Source organism: Bacillus sp. BACIII (assembly GCF_057836745.1).
Genome location: NZ_CM174437.1, coordinates 1960260 through 1985796, shown reverse-complemented (window position 1 = coordinate 1985796; position 25537 = coordinate 1960260). Strand labels below are relative to the sequence as shown.

Genomic DNA, 25537 nt, shown 5'->3' with positions numbered 1-25537 from the left:
GATTAATAAAGATGAAAATTTAAGAATTTTATAATAAATTCTCGATCCGTTGCTGTGAAAGGCTTTAAACCGCAAAAAAAAGTGCGGAACGCAATATGTCCGCACTTTTTTTGGTTGTATAGGATATTAGTTTTGTAAGGTTTTCTCCAGCTGTCTGATTTTCTCTTCAATATCAGCGATTTCCTTTTGGAGATCCTGCTGGTGCGGCTTGATTTCCTCCTGCCACCTTTTAATGCTTGTCTGAAGCTCTCCGCCTACGTCTTTAATGACTTCGGCGCTTTCTTTCGCCGTTTGGACAAGCTGGTCTTTCAGCGCCATTCCGTCTTTTTTTAACCGTTTGATTGTGTCCTCAATAGAATTACAATTCGCTTTGATTTTGCCCCGCAGCTCTTTTCCGGATGAAGGAGCCGAAAGCAAAACCGCTGCGCCTCCGATCAATCCGCCTACGAAAAGGCCTGTTAAAAGGGAACGTCCGTCAGCCATTTGAAATCACCCCGTTTTTTTTCTCATAAGCTTTTACCATTTTTGTTCAGAAGAATAAACTTCTATACATAGCTTGCTTTATTTTAGCATATTTTTTAAGGGAAAAGGAGGGAGAAGGTTGTCTGTCTTCATGATTGTTTTATCTTGTATGGCTCTTGTCTTTGCGGCGGGCGCCGTTTATTACCTGAAACTGCTCGGCCAGGCCGCTTCTTATCCGCCGAAGCGGGTCGTCCGCCAAAAGGCCATTGTCTGCTCAGCAGGAACCGCCCTCGCATTGTTCCTTATCTTTTTCACAAAACTTCTCGTATGAAACATGCTGAAACACATTAAAAAACCTCTTCCGGCCGGAAGAGGTTTCAGTATGCGGCTATTTTGCCGTTTCAATCATATTGGACCGTTTTAAGATCGTCTGCACAATCGGATACATGATGATAATGGCGATCGCGTTCAGCGCAGCCGCCGGAAGGACGACCGCGAGCACCAATGCCGTGAATCCGCCAGGCAGGCCGACAATCAAAAGGGCCAGCGCCAGAAAGATCACACCGGAGATGAAAGTGCCGGCTATCGTAATGACGGCAGCCGCCGCTGTTTTCACGCTTTTTTTCACCAAAAGCGCCAGCGCGAGAAACAGAAACGCCGTTACCGGTTTTTCAATGATATTCGGAAGCTGTCCCCCCGGAAAAGATGTCGTGAGTGCGGAAATGATTCCCGTAACGATCCCGATCATCAGCACGTTCTGCACACGGGGGAATAACAGAATTCCCATGAACATCATCACAAGCATCATGTCGGGTTTCATTCCGAATAATACCGGCGGCATAATGGAATGAAGCACCGCTCCGATTGCCGCAAACAGGGCCATAATGACTAATTCTTTTGTTTTCATACTAAGCTCTCCTCTGCTAAGCTTTTTCGCCATCCAATAATATGCTCGTCATTTATTGCGATGGCCGGAAAAATGATATGCCAACAGTATATCAAAGGAACTGTCAGGGTAGAAGAAATTTATTCGTTTTCCTGCTGGAACTTTCTCATAAACTGAGCCAGTTTTTCACAATCAGCCAAGCTGACGGCGTTGTAAACAGACGCCCTGCAGCCTCCGACTGAGCGGTGGCCGGCGAGTCCGGTCATTTTTGCCGCTTTCGCTTCTTCAACGAATTTTTTCGTCAGACTGCTGTCGCGGAGGGTGAATGTAATATTCATGTGAGAACGGCTGTCTTTTTCGGCATGGCCCGCGTAAAATCCGCCGCTTGCATCGATTGTGTTGTACAGGACATCCGCCTTTTCCCGGTTGCGCCGCTCAGCCGCTTCGACACCGCCGTTTTCAGCCAGCCATTCGAGGACGAGGCTCAGCATATAAATCGCAAATGTAGGCGGCGTATTATACAGTGAATCAGCTTTTGTGTGGGTGGAATATTTCAAAATTTTAGGGACGTTGGCGTTTTCGTTTTCAAGCCATGATTTTTTCATGATGACGACCGTAACGCCGGACGGCCCGAGGTTTTTCTGGGCTCCGCCGTAGATGACATCAAACTTTTTGACATCAAATTTTCTGCTCAGGATGTCGCTTGACATGTCGGCTGCGAGTGGAATCGGTGAATTCGGGAACTCTTTCCACTGCGTTCCGAAAATCGTGTTGTTGGACGTAATATGCAAGTAGGCGCCGTCTTTTATCTGTGAGAGGTCCGCTTTCGGTATATGGTTGTGGTTTGAATCTGCGCTTGTTGCCGTGACGGATGTGTTTCCGAACAGTTTCGCCTCAGCGAGGGCCTTTTCAGACCATGCGCCCGTCACAATGAAGTGCGCCGTCTTCTCCGGCGTTAAAAAGTTCATCGGCAGCATTGAGAATTGAAGGCTTGCTCCGCCTTGGAGAAATAAAATATCATAATCGTCGGGGATATCCATCAGTTCTTTCAGAAGGGTTTTCGCTTTTTGATGCACCGCGTCATATTCTGTGCTCCGGTGGGACAGCTCCATGACAGACATGCCGGTATCATTGAAGTTGATAAATTCTTTCTGTGCTTTTTGCAGCACATCCAGTGGAAGGGCTGCGGGTCCTGCATTGAAATTCGTTGTACGTTCCATTTTTACGATCTCTCCCTGTTTTCCGCTTTAGTGTAAGAAATAATACAATTATCCTATCACAATTTTTAGATTTTTTTGATATGAAAAAATATTATTTTATGTATTTTATGTTTCGGACGCAAAAAAACCTCATCCTTAAGATGAGGCAAGCCGTTTTCTGACGGTTGACGCGATCTCCTGAAGATCGTCAGGCGTATAGTCTTCGGCATGTGTCTTCCAGACGGCTCCGAATCCGTCGCCTTTTCCGTAACGCGGAATGATATGCATGTGAAAATGGAACACGGATTGGCCCGCTTTTTCACCGTTGTTATTGAGAATATTCAGCCCGATCGGCTCGAATTCATCCCGGATGGCGCGCGCGATTTTCGGCACCGCTTCAAAATATTCTTTAGAAAGCTCAGGCGTAAACTCGTACACGTTTTCGATATGTGTTTTCGGAATGACGAGCGTGTGGCCTTTTGTGACCTGGCTGATATCAAGAAACGCAACGACGTGTTCGTTTTCATATACTTTTGAAGACGGAATGTCACCGGCAATGATTTTGCAGAAAATACAATCGTCCGCTTTGTGCATAGATGGGTTTCCTCCCTGAAAAGAAATATATGTATATTCTCATCGTACCACAAAACCCGATGAAATAAAAAACAGGATGAACGGCTGGCGTTCATCCTGATGCAGAAGTACGAGCTTTATCACAGAAAATTGAATATGCCTTTTGTAAGCACCTCATTTGTTTTTAAAATGAAGACTTATGGGTCTGCTTGATCATTCCTGGGACAAACACCTCATTTGATTATTTCATCATGACTGAAGAACATCATCAAAGCAGTGTGTGAAGAAATTGTAAGCATAAGACATGTTGATTTTCATCCAACTGTTCTAAGACGTCTTTTATAAACACCTCATTTTCAGTTGATTAAAGCTGTTTCCTTCTACACACATTATGATGTCCGCTATCACGATAACTATGCAGGCTTTTTTACGTGAGAAAAAAAGGGAATCGTTTCAAATCAGCCTTTATTTTTGGTACTATGAAGAAAAACGAATCAGAAGGGGAGAAATTATGTCTCTGCTATCGGTAAAAGACTTAACCGGCGGTTATACGAGAAACCCGGTTTTAAAAAATGTTTCATTCACCCTTGAGCCGAACCAGATTGTCGGACTCATCGGATTAAACGGCGCGGGCAAGAGCACGACGATCCGGCATATTATCGGTTTAATGGACCCGCATAAAGGCTCGATCGAGCTGAACGGCAAGACGTTTTCAGAGGATAAAGAGGGCTATCGTTCGCAATTTACGTATATCCCCGAAACGCCGGTGCTGTATGAAGAACTGACGCTCAAAGAGCATTTGGAGCTGACGGCCATGGCGTACGGCCTTTCGAAAGAAACGCTTGAAAAAAGGCTTCCGCCGCTTCTGAAAGAATTCAGAATGGAAAAAAGGCTGAAATGGTTTCCCGCTCACTTTTCCAAAGGGATGAAGCAGAAGGTCATGATCATGTGTGCGTTTCTCGCGGAGCCTTCGCTTTATATTATTGACGAGCCGTTTCTCGGGCTTGACCCGCTTGCGATCAATGCATTGCTGGAGCGGATGGACGCCGTGAAAAAAGCCGGATCAAGCGTGCTGATGTCAACGCATATACTGGCGACGGCAGAGCGCTACTGTGACGCTTTCATCATTTTACATAACGGCGAAGTACGCGCAAGCGGCACGCTGGAAGAATTGAGAGAGCAGTTCGGCATGAGAGACGCCGCTCTTGATGATTTATATATTGAACTGACGAAGGAAGACGCCGGCCATGAATAATATGTCTGCGATTTGGCGGTCCCGGCTTGAGGAGCATATAAAGGAAACCAGAATGTATATGAAATATATGCTCAATGATCATCTCGTCATTGTCCTGATCTTTTTTATTGCCGGCGCTGCGAGCTGGTACAGCAAATGGGTCAAAGACATTCCCGTTTATTTCCCGTCCTTTTGGGTGATGGCGGTGCTCTTTTCTATCGTGCTGACGGGTTCATACGTCCGGACGCTGTTAAAGGAAGCGGATCTCGTGTTTCTGCTGCCGCTTGAACCGAAAATGGGGACTTACTTTAAGCATGCATTCAAGTACAGCTATCTGTCACAGCTGTTTCCGCTTATCGCTCTGTCGCTTGTATGCATGCCTCTGTTTTTCGCTGTAAGTCCGGGGGCGTCGCTTGCGTCGTATGCCGCCGTTTTTATTCAGATGCTGGCGGTGAAGGCGTGGAATCAGGCCATGGAGTGGCGGATGACATTTATGAATGACAGAAGTATGAAAATGATGGATGCAGTCATACGCTTTAGCTGCAACATGCTGCTTTTATACTTCGTCTTACAATCGTTTTATCTGTACGCTGCCGCCGTCTACATTGTGATGGCCGGCCTTTATGTCTATTTCACATCAGCCGCGAAACAAAAATCGTTAAAATGGGAAGCTCATATTGAATATGAATTAAGAAGGAAGCAGCGGTTTTACAGAGTCGCCAATCTGTTTACCGATGTGCCTCACTTGAAGAAACAGGCAAAACGCCGGGCATATCTCGACTTTTTGCTCAGAATGATTCCGTTCGAACAGCGGAAAACGTTCTCCTATATGTATGCGCGGGCCTTTCTTCGTTCAAATGATTATCTGGGCATTCAGGTCAGGCTCACGATTATTTTTATCCTGATTATTATGCTCGCTTCCGCCAATCCGTTGATAACGGCGGCGTTAACCGTATTTACCGTCTTTATTACGGGGATACAGCTTTTGCCGCTGTTCGGGCATTTTCATCATCTGTCGTTACAGGAGCTTTACCCGGTCAATCAGAAAGCGAAGCTGAAAAGTTTCTTTTCACTGATGAAATCGGCGTTAACCGTGCAGGCACTGCTGCTTTCGGCAGCGTCAGCCTATGCCGCGGGAGTCAGCGGGGCGCTTTATGCCGCTATCGCTTCAGCCGTCCTGATCTTTGTGATGATGCCTTCGTATATGGGCGGCAGATTGAAAAAGTACGGCAGGCTGTAATCAAACGGTTTTTTGAAACCTATACGAAAGAAGGAGACGCGGATGGCCGGCGATCAGCAGCTGATACAGGAAGCCCTGCAATGGAAAGCGCGTTTTTTGCGTAAGGATTCCATGTTTGAACGTTTTTCTAAAGGCATGCAGGCGAAAATAAATGAGCGGATTCCCGGAAAAATTCATGCCGTCATCACAGAAAGCATTAAAAAAATGACCGAAGCAACAATGGCGGGGTCAAACCTGATAAAAAGCAAGCGGGATACAAACGGCATGTCGCTTTCAGAAAAAGATGCCCTCGCCAGACAAACCATCGCATCCTATCAAAAGGTGGCGGCAGCCGAGGGCATCGGTACGGGGGCCGGCGGAATTTTTTTGGGGATGGCCGACTTTCCTTTGCTGTTGTCCATTAAAATGAAATGTCTGTTCGATCTTGCCTCCATTTACGGCTATGATGTGAAAGATAGAGATGAACGATTGTTTTTGCTGTATATTTTTCAGCTTGCTTTCTCAAGCGGTGAACAGCGGAAACGCATATATTCAATCATTGAACATTGGGATTCAAAAAAGCATGAAGTTGATTGGAGAGTTTTTCAGCAGGAATACCGCGACTATCTGGACGTGGTGAAATTGTTTCAGCTTTTGCCGGTCGTCGGAGCCGCCGTGGGCGGAGCGGCCAATTATAAACTGCTGTCACAGCTCGGTGAGACGGCAAGGCACGTTTTTCATTTAAGAATTACAGCAGCCGGTACGTAATGTACCGGCTGTTTTTAGTGCCTATCGGGGGTAGCTCACTGCGGCGCCGATCAGCACCTTGGCGGCGGTCAGCATCGCTTTTTCATTAAAATCAAATTTCGGATGATGGTGAGGGTAAATAGATTCCGCATCGTCTAAAGCGGCGCCCGTAAAGAAAAAAGCGCCTTTTGTATGCTGCAGATAATAGGAAAAATCCTCTCCCGCCATCTGCGGCTCTCCTTCAACGACTTTCGTGACGCCGTCTGTTTCCGCGGCGGCTGCCGCAGCGTGCGCCGCTTCCTCCTGATGATTGACGACGGCGGGATAGCCGCGTTTGAAACGATACTCATAGGAAGCGGAGTGCATGGAACAGATCCCTTTTACGACAGCTTCTATTTCTGCTTCGAGCAGGCTGCGCACCTCCTCATCAAACGAGCGTACGGTGCCTGTGATAACTGCCTGATCAGCAATGGCGTTAAACGGATTTTCAGCGATGAATGAGCCCGCTGAGATGACGGCCGGCTGCATAGGGTTTACACGGCGGCTCACGATATGCTGAAGGGCTGTGACGATTTGTGAGCCGATTAAAACGGCGTCTTTCGTATCGTGAGGGATCGCACCGTGGCCCCCTTTGCCGATGACTTTAATCGTAAAGCCGTCAGCGGCGGCCATCACTGGGCCCGGGCGGCATAAGACCGTTCCGACGGGTTCAGTCGCCCATAGGTGTGTGCCGAAAACGGCATCGACATGTTCAAGGCAGCCGTCCTCAATCATTGATTTTGCTCCGCCGGGAGATAATTCCTCGGCGTGCTGGTGGATCATTACAAATGTTCCTTTCAGTTTTTCCCGGTTGTGATAAAGCACTTTTCCGGCAGCAAGCAGAGCCGCCGTATGGCCGTCGTGGCCGCAGGCGTGCATGACGCCGGGAATTTGTGAAGCATAGGGCACATCTTTTTCATCCTGTATCGGCAAAGCGTCAAAATCAGCCCTGAGCGCGACACAAGGTCCCGGTTCTCCGCCTTCAATATAGGCTGTGACACCGTTTCCCCCCACGTTCGTCCGGATGGGAACGCCGAGCTTTTCATAAAACGAAGCGATGAATGCCGGTGTTTTCTTCTCTTTAAAGGAAAGCTCGGGATTCCTGTGAAGGTGACGTCTGATTTCAACCATTTCCTCATACAGCCCGTCAAGCTGAGCGTACAAGCTTTTTTGAAGTGTCGTTAATGTCAAAAGCGGTGCCCCCTCGTCTGCTTTTCCCATGATTGTATAGAAAATGTCAGAAGATTTCAATCTTTTTGCTACGGAAGAATGATGATGGCAGCAATCGTCGTGACGATAAGTCCGGCCGTCACCGGGATAAAGTTTTTTCTGGCAAGCTCAAACGGGTCAACTTTACAAATAGCCGCTGCGGGAATAAGTGCCCAAGGGACCAATGTTCCGCCCCCGACCCAGATCGCTGAAATCTGGCCCAGCGCCGTTAAAACGGCCGGATTCGTATGAAGCGCTGCTGAAAACAGCTTTGCCATCGAGCCCGCAAGAGAAATACCGGAAAAGCCTGAACCGTCAAGCCCGGTAATCGCGCCGACTGCGGTCAGGGCGATGCCGGCGAATTCCCCGGACATCGGAAAGGAGTGGGACAGCGCCAGGCCGAGGTCATTGACGATACCCGCAGATCCTTTCGGCAGCGAGGTGTTCAACATACTTTTAAACCCCGCGTCACCGAGATAAAAGAAAGCCGCGATCGGAATGACGGGGCCGAATACTTTAAAGCCGAATTGAAAACCGCCGATAAAATACTCAGTGATCTTTTCTAAATGCCGCTGCTTATGCACGATGAAATGAATGATCAGGAGAATGCCGATCGCCGTTCCCCCCACGAGCGCCGTCGCATCATTTCCTTGCAGGCGGTAGACGATCATGCAGATAATATCGGCGAGGAAAACAAGCGGAATGAGAACAGCCAGAGTCACTCTGAGTTTTTTCGGGAGATACATGCTTGTGTCCAAAGAACCGGTGCTGTCAAAGGAGAGGGGGACCTGCGTTTTTTTTCGCTCCCGCATGATGAGAAAAAAAGCGGTGATTGTCGTCGTTAACCCCATGATTAAAACGAGCGGAATACTAGCCTGCATGACATCGCCCACAGGAACGCCCGCGGCATCGGCTGTCAATTTCGGCGCCGCCTGAATGACGTAATCACCTGATAAAGCGAATCCGTGGCCGAACAGGTTCATCGCCATTGCCGCGGCGATCGGAGAAAGGCCCGCCCGGATCGCCGCGGGAAGCAGCACAGCGCCGATCAGCGCCACACCGGGTGACGGCCAGAAAAAAAGAGAGATGGCAAACATCAGGCAGCCGATGATCCAATACGCGGCAGCCGGCCCCTTCATCAGCTTTGCAAACGGAGAAATCATCGCTTCATTAATACCTGTTTTGGTCAAAAGGCCGCTCATCGCCACGATAAAACAAATAATAAAAATCGTCGGCAGCAATTCCCCGGCGGCATACGTGAAGCTGTGAAACAGGCTGCTGACCGAAGCGGAGAATGAATGCGTAGTCCATAGCGCAATCACAAAAATACCGGCAAGTGAAATAAAGGTTGTATCTTTTCTGAGAAGCATAAAAACGATAATGGCCGCGATAAAAGCAACATAAAGCAGATGTACCGAGTAGACGCCGATCCCCAATTGAACCACTCCGTTTATAAATAGGATTGCTACAGGTTATTCATAGGCGGGCGGAAGGTGCAAAGAGGAGGCGGAAAATCGGGACTAAAAAAGCCGGAGAATCTCCGGCGGTTTTAATCTATAGCGTAATAAGCGGTTACATAAGACGGGCGGGAGAAAATGGACGTCGTGTCGATGCCGGCTGATGTTCCGCGTTTTTTATGGGCTTCCTGATAAGAGTTTGACTGCTGCCAGCCCTGAAAGGCTTTTTCCTCTTCCCACAGGGTCAGGATGACATACGTGTCGCCTTCAAGCGGCCTTAATACGCGGATGGCTTCAAAGCCGGGTTCATTTTCCACTTTGCCGGCGCGGTTTTTAAACCGGTTTTCAAACAGCGGACGGCCTTCCTGGGTAACGGCGATGTTATTGAGGACGGCGTAGCCCGGATGTTTGATTTCACCGACACTGTCGATGCTTTCATAGGAATGGGGCGCCTGAAAAACGGTTTCTCCATTTGTCTCGTGGATTAAAATCGCATTTTCCTCTCCTTGCATCAGCACCATATTCTCATTTGGGTGTTTCTTTGCAATCGTTTTTAAAAAATCGGCTGTCCCATATGTAATATAAACCTTCATATCAGCCACCTCCTGCTTGCTAGTATAACAAAAGAGTGGTATAAGTTTCTATTGGCGACTCATTCTGACATAATTCGAAACAATATTTCCCATACTACAAGTTAAGAAAGGCGAGGTGACTTATGCTGAAAAAGAAAAAAAGATTCTTTATTCCGGCTGTAATTGCGGCGGTAACCGCTTTTCTCGCGTTAATCGGATACATTATCATTATATTTCTCGGCCATTATGTCATCGATGAAAAGAAATTAATCCTGCACGCATCTTCAAAAATCGTCGATCAAAACGGTGATGAAATCGCGAGTCTTTATACCGAAAACCGCGAACCGGTATCCATTCAGGAAGTCCCTGAAGATGTGAGAGATGCCTTTATCGCCGTTGAAGATAAACGGTTTTACGAACATCACGGCATTGACGTGAAGTCTGTCGGCCGGGCGATGTTCCGGGATATTTTAGCGGGCGGCAAGGTGGAGGGCGGAAGCACGATCACCCAGCAGCTGGCGAAAAACATTTTTCTGACTCATGATAAAACATTTTTGCGCAAAACGAAGGAAGTCATTATCGCCATCAATCTTGAGCGTGATTACAGCAAGGATAAGCTGCTTGAAATGTACCTGAACCAGCTCTATTTCGGCCATGGCGTTTACGGCATTCAAGCCGCGTCTCACTACTATTTTAATAAAGAAGTAAAAGATATAACCGTTGCAGAAGGCGCCGTTCTGGCGGCTATACCGAAGGCGCCTTCCCTTTATTCGCCGATTCAGCATCCCGGCAAAAATAAAGAGCGGCGCGATACGATTCTTTCCATGATGAACGATCAAGGCTATATCAGCGCAAAAGAAGCCGTCAGAGCCCAGGGCAGGACATTGGGGCTTCATATCAAGAAAACATCTGAAACGCCTTGGTTTGACAGTTATATCGATCTTGTCATCAAGGAGGCGGAATCCCGTTATTCGATGTCAGGCGAACAGCTTCTTCAAGGCGGCTATACGATCCGGACATCGCTTGATTCCAAACTGCAGAAAACGGCATATACGCTCATGAGGGAAAGCGGCTATTTTCCGGGAACGGATCAGGCGGCGGAGGGAAGCGCCGTCTTTATTGATAATAAAACCGGAGGCGTCCGCGCGGCGGTCGGCGGGCGCGACTACGTGACAAAAGGATACAACAGGGTAACGGCGCCGCGGCAGCCGGGCTCAACGTTTAAACCGCTTGCCGTATACGGGCCCGCCATGCAGGAGGACAAGTTCAAACCATACTCGCTTCTTCAAGACAAACTGCAGTCTTACAACGGGTACGAACCGAAAAATTATGACGGACAGTACAAGGGGCAAGTGACGATGCAGGACGCAATCACCTACAGCATAAATGCGCCCGCTGTCTGGACATTGAAGCAGATCGGCGTGGATACGGGAAAATCGTATCTTAATAAAAACGGCATAAACATTTCTGACAACGGACTCGCGATTGCGCTGGGCGGTCTGTCAGAAGGCGTCACCCCGCTTCAGCTGGCCGGGGCTTATCATACATTTGCGGCAAACGGAATGTATACGAAGCCATTTTTTATAGAGAACATCACGGACGAAGACGGAGAAACGATATCCGGGCCTAAAAACGGCAAAACGCGCGTCTTCAGCGGACAGACGGCATGGAATATGACGAGGATGCTTCAGCAGGTCGTAAAAGAAGGAACCGCTTCACAAGGCAGCTATCAGGGCGGCCTGGCGGGGAAAACCGGCACGACGTCATTTACCGGCGTTCCCGGCGCCACGAAGGACGCCTGGTTTGCGGGATACACTCCCGGACTGACGGGAGCCATCTGGATGGGGTATGACAAAACAGATAAAACCCATTACCTGAAAGGCGGAAGCCAGTATCCTGTCAGACTCTTTAAAGATATCGTCACAAAAGCGGGGGAAAACGGCAAAACATTCAAAAAGCCCGAAAATGTGAAAGAACTGGGAAGCCCGATTGAGCTGAAAGCGGTGAAGTCCCTGTCGGCCGGTTATACATTTAAGGCGATGGGACTGATTACGGTTCAATTAAAATGGGATGCCCAAAAGGATGATCGGGTTGTTTACCGAATATATGAAAAGAAAGACGGAAAAGAGAAGCTTCTGGATTCGGTGAAAGGAAAAGGCAGCTTTGACATACCATACGCCAACCTGTTTTCAGGGGCTTCATACAAAGTCGTTCCATATAATTCACAGACGAATCAAGAAGGAGAGGGAACGGAATACGTTCAGCCGAAGCTTTTCTCTTCTTAATGATGAATTCGGCGATTTTTTGAACATTAGGCCTCAATTCTATACCATTTTTAAAAAACAAGGTATAGTGTAATGGGCGAAGAACACGAACGTATGGTTGCAGGAGGAAAGGTGGAAATTCAGATGAGTAAACGAGAAGCGTTTAATGATACGTTTTTAAAAGCGGCACGGGGAGAAAAAACAAATCACGTCCCTGTCTGGTACATGAGACAGGCGGGGAGGTCACAGCCGGAATACCGCAAGCTGAAGGAAAAGTACGGCTTAGTCGAAATTACGCATCAGCCCGAGCTGTGCGCGTATGTGACGAGACTTCCGGTCGAGCAGTACGGAGTGGACGCTGCCATTTTATATAAAGATATTATGACGCCTCTTCCTTATATCGGAGTGGATGTTGAAATTAAAAACGGAATCGGCCCGGTGATCGATCAGCCGGTGCGCTCTGCTGCGGATATTGAAAAGCTCGGCGAACTGAATCCCGAACAGGATGTTCCTTACGTGCTGGAAACGATCAAATTACTCGTAAACGAACAGCTGAATGTCCCGCTCATCGGTTTTTCGGGAGCGCCTTTTACGCTGGCCAGTTATATGATTGAAGGCGGGCCTTCTAAAAATTACAACAAAACAAAAGCGTTCATGCACAGTATGCCGCAAGCGTGGCAGATGCTGATGGACAAGCTCGCGGATATGATTATCGTTTATGCAAAAGCGCAGATTAACGCCGGCGCAAAAGCCATTCAGATTTTTGATTCCTGGGTCGGCGCGCTGAACCGCGAAGATTACCGGCAATTTATAAAACCGGTGATGGACAGGATTTTCCGGGAGCTTTCAGCAGAACAAGTTCCGCTGATCATGTTCGGCGTAGGCGCAAGCCACCTGGCCGGAGACTGGCATGACCTTCCTCTTGACGTTGTCGGTCTTGATTGGAGACTCAGCATAGATGAAGCCAGAAAACAAGGCATCACAAAAACGGTTCAGGGCAATCTTGATCCGTCGCTTCTTCTTGCGCCTTGGGAGGTCATCGAGAAAAAAGCGAAAGCGATTCTTGACCAGGGTATGAAAACGGATCGGTTTATTTTCAATTTAGGACACGGCGTGTTCCCTGATGTAAACCCGGAAACGCTGAAAAGGCTGACGGCGTTTGTGCATGAATACTCCGCGGCTAAAATAGGGGAACAATCTTCCTGAGCAGATCGTTGGTTATAAGAAGATTTTCCTGTCAAAATCAAGATAGACAGACCATCAAAAGAGGTGTTTAACAAAATGAGCAGCAAAAAGAAAATGGGACTTCTCGTCATGGCTTACGGAACGCCTTACAAAGAAGAAGATATAGAACGTTATTATACACATATCAGACGCGGAAGAAAGCCGGAGCCGCACATGCTTCAAGACTTAAAAGACAGATATGAAGCGATCGGAGGCATTTCGCCGCTTGCAAAAATTACGAAGGAGCAGGCGGAGAAGCTCGGACAGCGTCTAAATGAAATCCAGGACGACGTCACATTCAAAGTGTACATCGGATTAAAACATATTGAACCGTTTATCGAAGACGCGGTGGCGGACATGCATAAAGACGGTATTACAGAAGCTGTCAGCCTGGTGCTCGCCCCTCATTTTTCAACATTCAGCGTCCAGTCATACAACAAACGCGCCAAAGAAGAAGCGGAGAAGCTTGGCGGCTTGACCATCAAGTCGGTTGAAAGCTGGTATGATGAACCGAAATTCGTTGATTATTGGGTCAGCCAGGTGAAGAAAACGTATGAATCAATGCCGAAAGAAGAACGGGATGACGCGATGCTGATCGTCTCAGCGCACAGCCTTCCTGAAAAAATTAAAGAATACGGCGATCCGTATCCTGACCAGCTGGAGGAATCCGCAAAACTGATTGCCGAAGGCGCCGGAATTACCGATTACGCAGTCGGCTGGCAGAGCGAAGGGAACACCCCTGATCCGTGGCTCGGGCCGGACGTGCAGGATCTCACGCGCGAGCTGTATCAAAAGCATCCTTATAAAGCATTTGTATACGTGCCCGCAGGCTTCGTTGCCGATCATTTAGAGGTGCTTTACGATAATGATTACGAATGCAAAGCTGTGACCGATGAAGTCGGCGCAAGCTACTATCGTCCGGCCATGCCGAACGCACAGCCCGAATTTATCGACGCGCTTGCAGCGGTCGTGCTGAAAGAGCTGGACAAGTAGAACTAAACGGTAAAGAAGGCGATAAAAATGAGTGGCGATAAAAAACATCTGGTCATCATCGGCGGCGGCATAACGGGATTAGCCGCCGCCTTCTACATGGAAAAAGAAATCAAAGAAAAACAGCTGCTGCTTGAGGTCACCCTGATTGAAGCGGGCCCGAGAGCGGGCGGCAAAATTCAGACGGCGCATAAAGACGGCTACATCATTGAGCGGGGGCCGGATTCTTTTCTCGAAAGGAAAAAAAGCGCTCCCCAGCTCGTAAAAGATTTAGGGCTTGAGCATCTGCTCATCAACAATGCGACCGGCCAGTCTTACGTGCTCGTCAACGAGACGCTTCATCCGATGCCGAAGGGCGCGGTGATGGGCATCCCGACAAAAATCGCACCGTTCATCTCCACCGGCTTATTTTCTGTTCCCGGAAAGGCGCGGGCGGCGCTGGATTTTGTTCTGCCTGCGAGCAAACCGAAGGAAGATCAGTCTCTGGGTGAATTTTTCCGCAGACGCGTCGGTGACGAAGTTGTTGAGAATTTAATAGAACCGCTTTTGTCAGGGATCTATGCCGGAGATATTGATAAGCTGAGCCTCATGTCCACATTTCCGCAATTCTATCAGACTGAGCAAAAGCACAGAAGTCTGATTCTCGGCATGAAAAAATCGCGTCCGCAGCCTTCAGGACAGCAGCTGACGGCCAAAAAGCAGGGGCAGTTTTTAACGCTGACAACAGGGCTTCAAACGTTGGTGGAGGAGCTGGAAAAGCAGCTTACGCTGACAAAAGTGATGAAAGGCACGAAAGTCACCCATATCGGCCGCGAGGAGAAAGGATATTCCGTGATGCTGGATAACGGCAAAGTGCTTCATGCGGAAGGATGCATTGTAACAGCGCCGCATAAAGCCGCGGCGAAAATGCTTTCTGATCTGCCGGCGGTTTCATGTCTCAAAGACATGCATTCTACGTCCGTCGCCAACGTCGCCTTAGGTTTTCCTGAGGGAGCCGTCAAGATGGAGCATGAAGGTACGGGATTCGTTATCTCAAGAAACAGCGACTTCTCCATCACGGCCTGCACATGGACGAACAAAAAATGGCCGCATGCGGCGCCGGAGGGCAAAACACTGCTCAGGGCGTACGTCGGAAAAGCCGGAGATGAATCCATCGTAGATCTTTCAGATAACGAGATCATTAAAATCGTAATGGAAGATTTGAAAAAAGTAATGAATATCAAGGGCGAGCCGGAAATGACCTGTGTGACCCGCTGGAACGAAAGCATGCCGCAGTACCATGTCGGCCATAAAGAGCGCATCAAAGAGTTCAGAGACGCGCTGAGAGCTTCCTATCCGGGTGTATACGCGACAGGCGCGTCTTTTGAAGGGGTGGGCATCCCAGACTGTATCGACCAGGGAAAAGCGGTCGTATATGATTCACTGGCTTATTTATTTGAAACGTACCAGCCTCCGTTACCTTAAAACGGAGGTTTTTTTTGCATGTTCCCGTTCTGTAAAGGGAACACCAATAAAAAGAAAAAACATTTGAATCTTCTTTGCGACTGTGATAAGTTATCTTATGTACAAAATGACTAAAACGTTCAAACGGTCAATTTAACGAGGTGGGAAACATGTCCGTCGATCGGAAAAAGCTCATTCTGGAAGCGGCAACGAAGTCTTTTACACAATTCGGCTACAAAGCAACGACAATGGATCTGGTGGCAAAGCTTGCAAATGTGGGGAAGGGAACCATCTATACGTTTTTCAAAAACAAAGAAGAACTGTTTGATGACATTTTCACCACTATTTTAAGAGAAATGAAGGAACACGCCGATGAAGCGATGAAACCGGAGCTTTCATTTCACGAAAATGTCCACCGGGCGCTTGTCGCGATTTTGGAATTCAGAAAAACACACCAGCTGACTATTAAAATTTTTCAGGAGAACGCCGAGATTGGTACAATAGCCGTTCAGGATGTCATTGCGAAAATGGAGCGGGCCATTCTGTCATATATTAAAGAAAAGATAGAATATGCCATTGAAAACGGGAGCATTAAACCGTGCGATCCGGAGCTGACCGCTTTTGTCATGCTTAAGCTTTACATCGCGCTGATATTTGACTGGGAAAAAAATCATCCGCCTCTTGAAAAAGAGACGATCGCCGAATTGCTGGAAATGTATGTTGGTCAAGGATTATCTAAATAGATGATCCTTCACTTTTTAGGTGCCGTGACCGTTTTGTCAAATGAGTCAGTTTGCGGAAGGAGGCAACAGGGTTGAATACAATAAAAAGCCAGTGGAAAGACATTGTAACGAGCAAGAAACTGTTAATCCCCATCATTGCCATATTATTCGTTCCGCTGATTTACAGCGGAGTGTTTTTGAAGGCGTACTGGGACCCGTACGGCACGGTGGATCAGCTGCCGGTTGTCGTTGTCAACCAGGATAAAGGGGCGGACTACGAAGGGAAACATCTTCAGATCGGTGACGATCTTGTGAAAGAATTAAAGAAAAATGATAATTTTGATTGGCATTTTTCAAGCGATCTTGATCAATCGTTAAAGGACTTATTAAATGCTAAATATTATTTAGTGGTCGAGATTCCTGAAGGTTTTTCGAAAAACGCCAGCACGGTAATGGATAAAAATCCGAAAAAGCTGGATCTGAAATATCATACGAACGCCGGATCCAACTATGTCGGGGCGACAATCGGCGAAAAGGCAATCGATAAACTGAAAGCCTCCGTGTCGAAAGAAGTGACAGAGCAATACGCAAAAGTCATTTTTGACAACTTTAAAGATATTGCCAAAGGACTCGGCAAAGCCAGCAGCGGCGCCAAGAAAATAGACGACGGCACGAAAAACGCGAAAGACGGCAGCGCCAAGCTGAAGGAAAATTTAGCGAAGCTTACTGAAAGCACCGCAACCATCAGCGATAAAACGCAGCAGCTTACCGACGGAGCGGCGAAAGTGACAAGCGGAATTCAAACGCTTAACAGCTCTATCGCAAAACTGCAGAGCGCAAGCGCCGACATTCAAGACAAATCAGGACAGATTGCTTCAGGAGGAGGCCAAGTGGCCAGCGGGCTGAAAACGAGCCTTGACGCACAAAAGCAGCTCCAGCAAAAGCTTCCGGATTTAACGAATGGATTAAGCGCGTTAAACAGCAAGGCGCAGGAAGTATCGCAAAAAGCGGCGGCATTTGAAGATGCGATCAATTCAGTCAACCTCTCAGATATTGAAAAAGCGGTTGGGGAGCTTGAGCAGACTGAAAAGGAATTGCAGCAGTTTAAGAAAAAGCTTTCCGATCTGAAAAACAGCCTGGACGCCCGGGATGACGCGGTCAAAAAGGTGATTCAGGACAGTGATTTCTTAACGGGTGAGCAAAAAACGAAACTGGTTCAGCTTCTGAATGAGAAGATTCCGAAGGCTGACCTTCCGGATTTAGATAATATCGTCAGCCAGCTTCCGTCCGGCGGAGATGTTCAGCTTCCGGATATGTCAGTGATAAAAAGCGCGCTGGAAGATGTAAAAGCGAAGGCTGATCAGCTGAAAGCACTGCCGCAGTCCACATCGAAACTGTATAACGGCGCGGCGGCGGTACAAGACGCGATTAACCAGCTGACAGCGGGAACTGATAAATTATACAGCGGAGCGCAGACCGTCTTTGAAAGCCAAAACAAACTGACGGCCGGCATCGGCGAATACAACAGCAAGTTCAGCCAGCTCAAATCAGGATCAGAAGCGTTAGTGTCAGGGAGCGGCCAAGTATCAGGCGGCTTAACGAAACTGCTTGACGCACAAAACAAAATCCATGACGGCTCGTCCAAAATTGAGCAGGGCCAAGCGTCACTCGGCACCGGTTTAAGCAAGCTTTTAGACGGCACCGGACAATTGTCCAGCCAGCTGAAAGATGCGGCCGATCAAACCGGAGACATTAAGACAGATAACAAAACGTACAGCATGATTGCCGATCCGGTAAAAACAGACGATAACGCGATTCATTCCGTGCCTAACTACGGTACCGGACTGACGCCTTATATCCTGTCTATGGGCTTATATGTCGGCGGATTGATGCTGACGGTCGTATTCCCTCTGACAGAAGCTTCGGGCCGGCCGAGAAACGGGTTTGAATGGTTCCTCAGCAAATTCAGCGTTATTCTGCTCGTCGGCCTGATTCAATCTGTTATTGTCGCAACGGTTCTGTTAAAAGGAATCGGACTTGATGTGGAAAGCACCTGGAGATTCTATCTCTTTACGATGATTACGAGCATCGCGTTTTTGTCCATGATTCAATTATTAGCGACTACGATGGGAAATCCGGGACGTTTTATCGCTGTCATCATTCTGGTGCTCCAGCTCGGGGCAAGCGGAGGAACCTTCCCGCTTGAACTTCTGCCTGGATTCTATCAAGTGATCCACGGGGCACTGCCGATGACGTACAGCATCAACGGATTCCGTGCCGTCATTTCAAATGGCGATTACGGCTACATGTGGCAGCAGGCATCGATTCTATTAGGCATTGCCGTTGTCATGATCGTGCTGACCATCGTGTACTTTACGGTGCAAAGCAAAAAAGAACACAAAGCGGAAGAAGAAATCACAGCATAAGAAAAAGAGGCCCTGGGCAGATGCTCGGGGCCTCTTTTTTCAGTTTTCGATCATCGTTCTATTAAAATCCCCATCTCACCAGCAATCCGGTATAAGTCAATCCGCCGCCGAACCCGAATAATACCAGTGTCTGGCCTTCCGACAGTTTTTTCGCTTTCACAGCTTCATCCAAAGCGAGAATAATAGAAACCGATGAAGTGTTGCCGTAATATTCAACGCTTGTCAGCGTCCGTTCAAGCGGGAAGGGAAGTTTTTCACAGATGGATTCGATCATCCGCATGTTGGCGCTGTGAGGAACGAACCAATCCAGATCGTCTTTTGAAAAGCCGGCTTTTTCTAAAAGAGCGTTGCATTCCTCAGGCACGGTTCTGGCCGCCCATTTATATACTTCGCGCCCGTTTTGGACCATATTTCCTCCGCCTTTAAGCGGTTCGCCGTTTAATTCAGCGCTCAGTCCCGTCCGATACAGCACGTCCGCCCCGCTCCCGGCCGTTCCTTGCACGGCTGCCAAAAAGCCCGGCGCTGATTCGTCGCGTTCCACCAATAAGGCGCCTGCAGCGTCTCCGAAAAGGACACAGGTCGTCCGGTCAGTATAATCCGTTACTTTTGATAATGTTTCACCGGCAATCACGATCACTTTTTGATGAGAACCGGCGGTGATTAATGCGTCTGCGAGCTGAAGGCCGTATGTGAGTCCGGCGCATGTGGCGTTAATATCAAGGGCGCCGGTGTGAGGCCAGCCGAAATGAGCCTGCACGCGTGCCGCAGTGCTTGGAAACGCATAGTCCGCGGTCGTTGTAGCGACAAGGATCATATCGACATCATCAAGGGTCCCGCTGTATCGTTCCGCAAGGTTTTTCACCGCTTCTATACATAAATCCGATGTGAATTCATGTTCGCCGGCAATACGTCTTTCCTTCATGCCGGTACGCTGGACGATCCATTCATCAGATGTATCGACGATGCGCTCCAAATCCGCATTTGTTAATCGGCGTGCCGGAGCATATGTACCGATTGCTGTAATTTTAGATTTTGACATGATGAATCACTCCTTTATAATCAGATTATAACACCAGATATTATTACTTGGTACTAATATTAATAAAAAAACCCAAGCAGCATCCGCTGTTTGGGGAGCATGAGACATCTATTTATAAAACGGGCTTGTGTGATATTACCAATGACGGCAGCAGTGGCGGCATGAATGATGATGCTTCTTTTTTTCTTTCTTCTTTTTACAAGGGTCTTCTTTTTTCTTTTTACAGTGATCTTCTTCTTTTTTACAGCCCCAGAAGGCTGCACCAGACCAATCATCCTCAAACCAATCCTCAAACCAATCATTATGAAACCTTTTCCGCTTGTGCGGTTTACGGCTGATCATACATTTCCCTCCTATCCCCATGCTCCCTTCATCTTATGAAAAAAGAGAAGGAAAAGATTGGACGGGTTGTGGATCAAAAGAGTATATTTTAAGAAGAATCAAATTGATAGGAGGAATGACCTGTGGCAGATATGAAACATACGATGGAACTGATTAAAGAACTGGTGTCGATTCCGAGTCCGACGGGCAATACATACGAGGTTATCGCTTATACAGAAAGTCTTTTAAAAGACTGGGGCGTCTCCTCTTACAGAAACCGCAAAGGCGGTCTTTTTGTCACGATTCCCGGCCGTGATGACAAGAAACACAGATTGCTGACGGCGCATGTCGATACGCTCGGCGCGATGGTAAAGGAGATAAAGGCGGACGGCCGGCTGAAGATTGATTTGGTCGGCGGCTTCCGATACAACTCGATTGAAGGGGAATATTGCGAAATCCAAACTTCTTCCGGCAAAACCTATACAGGCACCATTTTAATGCATCAGACTTCAGTGCACGTCTACAAGGACGCCGGCAAGGCAGAGCGGAATCAGGAGAATATGGAAGTCCGCCTTGATGAGCCTGTCCGGACGAAGGAAGAGACGTCCGATCTCGGCATCAGAGTCGGCGATTTCATCTCATTTGATCCGCGCGTGCAAATGACGCCGAGCGGTTTTATAAAATCCCGGCATCTTGATGATAAAGCGAGTGTGGCCCTGCTCCTGAACTTAATCCGCCGCATCACAGAAGAGAAAATCGAACTTCCGTATACGACGCATTTTCTGATTTCTAATAATGAAGAAATCGGCTACGGCGGCAATTCCAACATTCCGCCTGAAACCGTCGAATACTTGGCTGTTGATATGGGAGCGATCGGCGACGGCCAATCTACGGATGAATATACCGTCTCTATTTGCGTGAAGGATGCAAGCGGCCCGTACCATTATCAGCTCAGAAAACATCTGGCCGGGCTTGCGGAGCGCTATGGCATTGATTATCAGCTTGATATCTATCCGTATTACGGTTCTGATGCTTCAGCAGCCATCCGTTCGGGCTATGACATCGTCCACGGGCTGATCGGCCCGGGAATTGACGCGTCACACGCCTTTGAACGCACGCACGAATTATCGCTTCTTAATACGGCGAAGCTTTTGTACCGGTACGTTCTATCGCCGATGGCATAAAAAAACCCTGCGCGGAAAAGTTCCGTGCAGGGTTTTCGTTTAACCTGAGATGGTTGTGTTTTGTTCTGTTTTGGCGAGGCTCATGACCTTCGCGCCTTTAGCGGGATCATACTGGCCTTCCCATTTTGACATCACAACGGATGCCAGCGCGTTTCCGGTCAGATTGACGACCGTACGGGCCATGTCCATAATCCGGTCAACACCGGCGATGAATGCAAGGCCTTCTGCAGGAACGCCGATTGTGCCTAGTGTCGCAAGCAGGACGACGAAAGAAGTCCCGGGCACGGCAGCCATTCCTTTGGAAGTGACCATCAAGACAAGCACAAGGGTAATCTGCTGCCAAATGGACAAGTCAACGTGGTATACCTGAGCGAGGAATAATGCGGCGATAGATTGGTACAGCACAGATCCGTCTAAGTTAAAGGTATATCCGATCGGCACAACAAATGAAACAATTCCTTTCGGACATCCGATTTTCTCCATTTTTTCCATAACGCGGGGGAGTACAGTTTCGGAGCTTGACGTACTGAACGCCAATAAAATTTCATCCTTCATATAGGCGAGGAATTTGAAAATGTTAACCCCGGCAAGCTTTCCGACGATTCCGAATACAACAATGAGAAAGAAAGCCAAAGCTACATATACTAAACCGACCAGTTTACCGAGTGAAAGCAGGGAACTGAGCCCAAATTTGGAAACGGTAACACCAATCAATGCAAAAACACCAAACGGAGCAACTTTCATGACCAGGTTCACAACGTGGAACATCGCATGAGAAACACCTTCAAAGAAGGCCAATACGGGCTTTCCTTTTTCACCGATTGCCGAGATGCCGAGTGCAAACAGCACGGTAAAGCAGATGATGGCAAGCAGATCTCCTTCGGCCAATGATTGGAAGAAGTTTGTCGGTACAATATGCAGGAATGTGTCCGCGATGGATTTATTATTTTGTTCTTTTTCTGTTTCAACATATTGACTGATATCTGTTTTTTGAGCCTCATGTATATTAACGCCTGTTCCCGGATGAAAAAGATTCGCCAAAGCCAGTCCGAGAATGATGGCGAAAGTGGTAATGATCTCAAAATACAAAATCGTTTTGAAGCCTAATTTTCCGACCTGTTTTCCGCTTCCCGCGCCGGCAACGCCGATGATTAAGCTGGAGACGACGATAGGAATCACTATCATTTTGATTAAGCGTAAAAACAAATCGCCGATAGGCTGTAAATAAGTTGGAACAGCAGGATTGCCATACCAGATGACACCGACTACAACCCCTAGTATGAGTCCGACGAAAATTTGCGTCGCTAATCCAAAACGTAATTTTTTCATAGATTACCTCCCGAAGAAAAAAGTGCAATAAGTATCTAAAAAGATAGCTATTAGAACAAATTATAATAGAAAAGAAAACAATCCGTCTATAAAAAAATATAGATTGAAAATACTGAATCTTTTAAAACGTACATATAATTGCTAATAATGGTGAATAACGCCCTATTCAGAAAGTATGATGAGGGCCGAAAAAAACGGGCGCCGCACAACTTAGAATTGTGCGGCGCCCTATTGTCACATATCCTTAATTTTCAAGCAGTCATTGCACAGATTAATGTGACACTCATACTGCTCAACAATCTCATTTCCGCATTCTTCACATTTCTTACCGGGTAAATTTCTGAAAAAATCCGACATCTTTTCCAACATACCCATCCCTCTTTCGTTGTGTTTTCTCTACATTGTATTATAACAGTTAACGAAAATCAACGGCTGTTTTGGCACAATGTTTAAAACATGCAATTTATACGAAAAATAGGTATATTGAAGGAAAGGATCTTTTTATCTTAAACATTCGGAGGATGCTATGAAAGTTACAGTTATTGGATGCTGCGGCGGGTTTCCGGCCGCAAATGAAGCAACTTCAGGCTATCTGTTTCAGTCCGGCGGTTATTCTTTGCTCGTCGATTGCGGAAGCGCCGTATTATCAAAGCTGTTTGCCTATGTACCGGCAGAAGAGCTTGATGCCGTGATTTTGTCCCACTATCACCATGACCACATCGCTGATATCGGGCCGCTTCAATTTGCCAAGCAGGTCGGCTCATTTCTTGGAAAAGGAACGGATGCGCTGCCGATTTATGGGCATGATGCTGATATAGAACAGTTTGAGCGTCTTACATACAAAACGCATACAAAAGGAGTGGCCTATCAGCCGGACCGCCCGCTTTCTGCCGGGCCGTTCACGATTACCTTTCTGAAAACGGTACATCCCGTCACTTGTTATGCGATGCGGATTACTGACGGTTCCGCTTCCGTTGTGTATACGGCTGATTCAAGCTATCAGGACTCGTTTATTCCGTTTGCGGAAAATGCCGATCTGCTGATCTGTGAGTGTAATTTTTACGCAGACCAGGACGGCACGTCAGCCGGTCATATGAACAGCTTGGAAGCCGGACGTATCGCGAAGGAGGCGGGAGCGGGGGAGCTGATTCTCACGCATCTGCCTCATTTCGGCGAGCACCGCAAGCTGAAAGAAGAAGCGGAAACCGTATTCGGGGGCGAAGTAAAAATCGCGGCCTCCGGATTGAAGTGGGAGAAATAGAGGAGGAGCACCATGTTATTTATTGATAACCAAAACATAACCGATCCGAGGATCAACCTCGCGATCGAAGAATATTGCGTGAAGCATCTCGACCCTGAACAGACATACCTGCTTTTTTATGTCAATCAGCCGTCGATTATCATCGGGAAGAATCAAAATACAATAGAAGAAATCAATACGAAATACGTAGAAGATAACGGAATCATCGTTGTCCGCAGACTGTCAGGAGGCGGCGCGGTTTATCACGATCTAGGAAATCTGAATTTCAGTTTTATCACAAAGGATGACGGAGACAGCTTTCACAATTTTAAAAAATTCACCGAACCCGTCATTCAGGCGCTGCGCCAGCTCGGTGTGGAAGCTGAATTAAGCGGCCGCAACGACATTGTCGCAGATGGCAGAAAAATTTCCGGCAACGCTCAATTCTCGACGAAAGGGCGGATTTTCAGCCACGGAACATTAATGCTGGATTCGGCCATTGACCATGTTGTGTCAGCACTGAAAGTGAAAAAAGACAAAATCGAATCAAAGGGCATTAAATCAATCAGAAGCCGTGTCGCCAACATCAGCGAGTTTCTTGATGACAAAATGACGGCCGATGAATTCAAAAAGCACCTGCTTCACCATATTTTTAATACAAATGATCTTTCCAAAGTGCCGGAATATAAGCTGACGGATGAAGATTGGAAAGCGATCCGGAAGATTTCTGAAGAGCGTTATCAAAACTGGGACTGGAATTTCGGCAGGTCGCCGGCATTCAATCTTCAGCATTCCAAACGTTATCCGGTCGGATCAATTGATCTGCGCCTTGAAGTGAAAAAAGGAATCATTCAAGACTGCAAAATTTTCGGTGATTTTTTCGGTGCGAAAGATGTGAGTGAAGTCGAACAGGCGCTGATCGGAAAACAGTATGACAGAACCGCGATCAGGGAGGCGCTGGCCGGAATTGAGCTGAAACAGTATTTCGGCAAAATAGAGCTGGAAGACTTCCTCGAACTGATTTATTAGAACACTTGCCGAACCGCATGATTTGAATCAGCGCCCGTTTTTATGAAATGATAGAACCATAATAGATAGGGAGGGATCATGATGAAAGTATTTCTCATCGGAGCAAACGGACAGATCGGACAGCGGCTGACCGGGCTGTTTCAACAAGACGGCACCCATACGCTGCGGGCGATGGTCCGGAAAGAAGAGCAGAAAGAAGCGCTTCAAGCTGCGGGAACAGAAGCCGTTCTTGCGGATCTCGAAGGAAGTGCGGAAGACATCAAGAAAGCCGCCGAGGGCTGTGACGCGATGGTTTTTACCGCCGGATCAGGCGGAAGCACCGGATACGATAAGACGCTTTTGATTGATCTTGACGGAGCGGCAAAAGCGATAGAAGCGGCAAAGAAAGCCGGCATTAAGCGGTTTATTATGGTGAGCGCCCTTCAGGCTCATAACCGGGCCAACTGGAATGAATCGCTGAAGCCGTATTATGCCGCAAAGCATTATGCGGACAAAATTCTTGAAGCGAGCGGTTTGACGTATACGATTATCCGTCCCGGCGGGTTATTAAATGATCCCGGAACGGGCAATATCAATGCCGCCGCCGATTTAGAAAGAGGCTCCATTTCAAGAGACGATGTCGCCAAGACCGTTATCGCATCCCTTAATGAACCGAATACGTATGAAAAGGCGTTCGATCTGACGGCGGGCAGCACGCCCATCAGAGAAGCGCTGAAACAATTATAGTTT

At 47.6% G+C, this 25537-nt stretch carries 25 protein-coding genes; 14 read left to right on the top strand and 11 right to left on the bottom strand.

From position 1 onward, the window contains the following. Window positions 1–126 precede the first annotated feature (126 nt). Window positions 127–483, bottom strand: a complete 357-nt coding sequence (locus tag ACXN9U_RS09485; RefSeq protein ID WP_007409224.1) for a YtxH domain-containing protein — start codon at window positions 481–483, stop codon at window positions 127–129. A 118-nt stretch (window positions 484–601) separates the two neighbouring features. On the opposite strand from ACXN9U_RS09485, the gene yhzF reads away from it, so the two are divergent. Then, window positions 602–793, top strand: coding sequence for a membrane protein YhzF (yhzF, locus tag ACXN9U_RS09480; RefSeq protein ID WP_007409223.1), 192 nt, complete (start codon window positions 602–604; stop codon window positions 791–793). Window positions 794–850: 57 nt separating this feature from the next. Here yhzF and ACXN9U_RS09475 read toward each other — a convergent pair whose 3' ends face one another. The 3 genes from ACXN9U_RS09475 to ACXN9U_RS09465 form a co-directional block, all read right to left on the bottom strand. Then, window positions 851–1369: a tryptophan transporter gene (locus ACXN9U_RS09475; RefSeq protein WP_016938343.1), complete on the bottom strand. Its 519-nt coding sequence runs from the start codon at window positions 1367–1369 to the stop codon at window positions 851–853. A gap of 119 nt (window positions 1370–1488) precedes the next feature. After that, on the bottom strand, window positions 1489–2568 hold the full coding sequence (serC, locus tag ACXN9U_RS09470; RefSeq protein WP_489201546.1) for a 3-phosphoserine/phosphohydroxythreonine transaminase: 1080 nt from the start codon (window positions 2566–2568) through the stop codon (window positions 1489–1491). Window positions 2569–2703: 135 nt separating this feature from the next. Beyond that, a complete protein-coding gene (locus ACXN9U_RS09465) occupies window positions 2704–3141 on the bottom strand; it encodes an HIT family protein (RefSeq protein WP_007409220.1) in 438 nt (145 codons plus the stop codon). 490 nt (window positions 3142–3631) lie between these two features. Between ACXN9U_RS09465 and ACXN9U_RS09460 the strand changes: the two genes are divergently transcribed. Genes ACXN9U_RS09460 through ACXN9U_RS09450 form a run of 3 tightly spaced genes read left to right on the top strand, consistent with a single transcriptional unit; the run spans window position 3632 to window position 6341 of the window. Continuing rightward, window positions 3632–4375 carry an ABC transporter ATP-binding protein gene (locus ACXN9U_RS09460; RefSeq protein ID WP_060965058.1) on the top strand — a complete coding sequence of 248 codons (744 nt, stop codon included), beginning with the start codon at window positions 3632–3634 and terminating at the stop codon, window positions 4373–4375. Continuing rightward, window positions 4368–5594, top strand: coding sequence for an ABC transporter permease (locus ACXN9U_RS09455; protein WP_060963155.1), 1227 nt, complete (start codon window positions 4368–4370; stop codon window positions 5592–5594). The genes ACXN9U_RS09460 and ACXN9U_RS09455 overlap by 8 nt, the downstream gene beginning before the upstream one ends. A 42-nt stretch (window positions 5595–5636) precedes the next feature. Continuing rightward, the gene (locus ACXN9U_RS09450) at window positions 5637–6341 is read left to right on the top strand and encodes an EcsC family protein (RefSeq protein WP_060963154.1); all 705 of its coding nucleotides are present in this window, start codon (window positions 5637–5639) and stop codon (window positions 6339–6341) included. 21 nt (window positions 6342–6362) lie between these two features. Here ACXN9U_RS09450 and ACXN9U_RS09445 read toward each other — a convergent pair whose 3' ends face one another. The 3 genes from ACXN9U_RS09445 to hmoB form a co-directional block, all read right to left on the bottom strand. Further along, the gene (locus tag ACXN9U_RS09445; protein WP_060963153.1) at window positions 6363–7550 is read right to left on the bottom strand and encodes a M20 family metallopeptidase; all 1188 of its coding nucleotides are present in this window, start codon (window positions 7548–7550) and stop codon (window positions 6363–6365) included. 68 nt (window positions 7551–7618) lie between these two features. Then, window positions 7619–9004, bottom strand: a complete 1386-nt coding sequence (locus tag ACXN9U_RS09440; protein WP_060963152.1) for a hypothetical protein — start codon at window positions 9002–9004, stop codon at window positions 7619–7621. A gap of 113 nt (window positions 9005–9117) precedes the next feature. Continuing rightward, the gene (hmoB, locus tag ACXN9U_RS09435) at window positions 9118–9618 is read right to left on the bottom strand and encodes a heme-degrading oxygenase HmoB (protein WP_016938336.1); all 501 of its coding nucleotides are present in this window, start codon (window positions 9616–9618) and stop codon (window positions 9118–9120) included. A 122-nt stretch (window positions 9619–9740) separates the two neighbouring features. Between hmoB and ACXN9U_RS09430 the strand changes: the two genes are divergently transcribed. From ACXN9U_RS09430 to ACXN9U_RS09405, 6 genes are all read left to right on the top strand, one after another. Continuing rightward, on the top strand, window positions 9741–11882 hold the full coding sequence (locus tag ACXN9U_RS09430) for a transglycosylase domain-containing protein (protein WP_060963151.1): 2142 nt from the start codon (window positions 9741–9743) through the stop codon (window positions 11880–11882). Between the two features lie 123 nt (window positions 11883–12005). Further along, entirely contained in the window at window positions 12006–13067 is a 1062-nt protein-coding gene (gene hemE, locus ACXN9U_RS09425) for a uroporphyrinogen decarboxylase (protein WP_029575331.1), read from the top strand. Window positions 13068–13142: 75 nt separating this feature from the next. Next, a complete protein-coding gene (gene hemH / locus ACXN9U_RS09420) occupies window positions 13143–14078 on the top strand; it encodes a ferrochelatase (RefSeq protein WP_016938333.1) in 936 nt (311 codons plus the stop codon). Window positions 14079–14105: 27 nt separating this feature from the next. After that, window positions 14106–15539 carry a protoporphyrinogen oxidase gene (gene hemY, locus ACXN9U_RS09415; RefSeq protein WP_489201545.1) on the top strand — a complete coding sequence of 478 codons (1434 nt, stop codon included), beginning with the start codon at window positions 14106–14108 and terminating at the stop codon, window positions 15537–15539. A gap of 149 nt (window positions 15540–15688) precedes the next feature. Then, entirely contained in the window at window positions 15689–16261 is a 573-nt protein-coding gene (locus ACXN9U_RS09410; protein WP_016938331.1) for a TetR/AcrR family transcriptional regulator, read from the top strand. Window positions 16262–16332: 71 nt separating this feature from the next. Then, a complete protein-coding gene (locus tag ACXN9U_RS09405; RefSeq protein WP_060963149.1) occupies window positions 16333–18666 on the top strand; it encodes a YhgE/Pip domain-containing protein in 2334 nt (777 codons plus the stop codon). A 61-nt stretch (window positions 18667–18727) separates the two neighbouring features. On the opposite strand, the gene fabHB is transcribed toward ACXN9U_RS09405, so the two are convergent. Together fabHB and ACXN9U_RS09395 are read right to left on the bottom strand one after the other, a co-directional pair. Beyond that, complete coding sequence (fabHB, locus tag ACXN9U_RS09400; RefSeq protein WP_060963148.1) at window positions 18728–19705, bottom strand: beta-ketoacyl-ACP synthase III FabHB; 978 nt, start codon at window positions 19703–19705, stop codon at window positions 18728–18730. A 135-nt stretch (window positions 19706–19840) separates the two neighbouring features. Next, window positions 19841–20047 (bottom strand): hypothetical protein, encoded by a 207-nt coding sequence (locus ACXN9U_RS09395; protein ID WP_060963147.1) that lies wholly within the window; start codon window positions 20045–20047, stop codon window positions 19841–19843. 131 nt (window positions 20048–20178) lie between these two features. Between ACXN9U_RS09395 and ACXN9U_RS09390 the strand changes: the two genes are divergently transcribed. Beyond that, window positions 20179–21210, top strand: a complete 1032-nt coding sequence (locus tag ACXN9U_RS09390) for a M42 family metallopeptidase (RefSeq protein ID WP_060965057.1) — start codon at window positions 20179–20181, stop codon at window positions 21208–21210. Between the two features lie 39 nt (window positions 21211–21249). Here ACXN9U_RS09390 and gltT read toward each other — a convergent pair whose 3' ends face one another. Next, window positions 21250–22539: a glutamate/proton symporter GltT gene (gltT, locus tag ACXN9U_RS09385; protein WP_060963146.1), complete on the bottom strand. Its 1290-nt coding sequence runs from the start codon at window positions 22537–22539 to the stop codon at window positions 21250–21252. 234 nt (window positions 22540–22773) lie between these two features. Further along, on the bottom strand, window positions 22774–22896 hold the full coding sequence (yhfH, locus tag ACXN9U_RS09380; RefSeq protein WP_370465857.1) for a protein YhfH: 123 nt from the start codon (window positions 22894–22896) through the stop codon (window positions 22774–22776). Between the two features lie 169 nt (window positions 22897–23065). Here yhfH and ACXN9U_RS09375 point away from each other — a divergent pair, with 169 nt between their 5' ends. The 3 genes from ACXN9U_RS09375 (at window position 23066) to ACXN9U_RS09365 (ending at window position 25534) form a co-directional block, all read left to right on the top strand. Beyond that, a complete protein-coding gene (locus tag ACXN9U_RS09375) occupies window positions 23066–23800 on the top strand; it encodes an MBL fold metallo-hydrolase (RefSeq protein ID WP_047476707.1) in 735 nt (244 codons plus the stop codon). 12 nt (window positions 23801–23812) lie between these two features. Continuing rightward, entirely contained in the window at window positions 23813–24808 is a 996-nt protein-coding gene (lplA, locus tag ACXN9U_RS09370) for a lipoate--protein ligase (RefSeq protein WP_049628217.1), read from the top strand. An 81-nt stretch (window positions 24809–24889) separates the two neighbouring features. Next, on the top strand, window positions 24890–25534 hold the full coding sequence (locus tag ACXN9U_RS09365) for an SDR family oxidoreductase (protein WP_489201544.1): 645 nt from the start codon (window positions 24890–24892) through the stop codon (window positions 25532–25534). Window positions 25535–25537 lie beyond the last annotated feature (3 nt).